The sequence below is a fragment of the Bradyrhizobium sp. CCBAU 45394 genome, assembly GCF_028128655.1.
Taxonomy (GTDB): domain Bacteria; phylum Pseudomonadota; class Alphaproteobacteria; order Rhizobiales; family Xanthobacteraceae; genus Bradyrhizobium; species Bradyrhizobium diazoefficiens.
This window is the reverse complement of the sequence record NZ_LBIX01000020.1, coordinates 1-245: the sequence shown is the minus strand read 5'-3', so window position 1 is coordinate 245 and position 245 is coordinate 1. Positions and strand designations below refer to the sequence as shown.

Below are 245 nucleotides of genomic sequence, written 5' to 3'. Positions count from 1 at the left end.
GTTGTAGGCGTTAATGAAGTCGGCAAGGTGTGCTTCGAGCTGATCGTGTCGATCGTAATGGTAGCGTTGGACGGTCGCTTCCTTGATCGTGCGGTTCATGCGCTCGACCTGGCCATTGGTCCAGGGATGCTTGATCTTGGTCAGCCGATGTTCGATGCCATTCTCTTGGCAGCGGATATCGAACATATGTGTCGTATATCTTGCCGTCGGGCCGTCCGCGTAGCGCGGCGGGAAAGTGAACTGGA

1 protein-coding gene is annotated in these 245 nt (G+C 55.5%); it reads right to left on the bottom strand.

Annotated features, from left to right (window positions below):
• The coding region (locus WN73_RS11470; RefSeq protein WP_271552805.1) for an integrase core domain-containing protein at positions 1-245 on the bottom strand (245 nt) is incomplete at both ends.